This is a genomic window from Citrobacter sp. VF227, from assembly GCF_052950715.1.
Window position 1 is genome coordinate 1 of the sequence record NZ_JBRFVF010000206.1, and the last position, 556, is coordinate 556.

Sequence of the window (556 nt, forward strand, 5' to 3'; positions counted from 1 at the left end):
ATGTCGACCCGCGACACGGGGGCGCCAAGGTCAACGAGCTGACCACCGAGGATATTGTCAAACTCGTCGAGGTCGATGGCGAGGAGTGGCTGTTCTACACGGCGACCAAGATCGACGTCGCCTTCATCCGCGCCACCTCGGCCGACCCGTCGGTCAATCTCTCCTACGAGAAGGAGGCGCTGACCCTGGACTGCCTCGCCCAGGCCATGGCGGCCCGAAACAACGCCGGCATCGTCATCGCCCAGGTCGAGCGCATCGTCGACGACGGCTACCTCCTGCCGAAGGACGTGCGTGTCCCCGGCATTCTCGTCGACTGCGTTGTGGTGGCCGAGCCCGAGATGCACCGGATGAACTACGGCGTGATGCACGACGCCGCGCTGGCCGGCGAGATCCGGGTCCCGGTCACCGGCATCAAGCGGATGGCGCTCAACGAGCGCAAGATCATCGCGCGCCGCGCCGCCTTCGAGCTGCCGCCGAACGGCGTAGTCAATCTCGGCGTCGGCGCGCCCGAGGGGATCTCATCGGTCGCCAACGAGGAGAAGATCACCCCCTACAT

General features: G+C 66.2%; 1 protein-coding gene. It reads left to right on the top strand.

The features are described 5' to 3' along the window. On the top strand, positions 1 to 556 hold a 556-nt coding region (locus ACU8YC_RS25920; RefSeq protein ID WP_446896101.1), incomplete at both ends, for a malonate decarboxylase subunit alpha.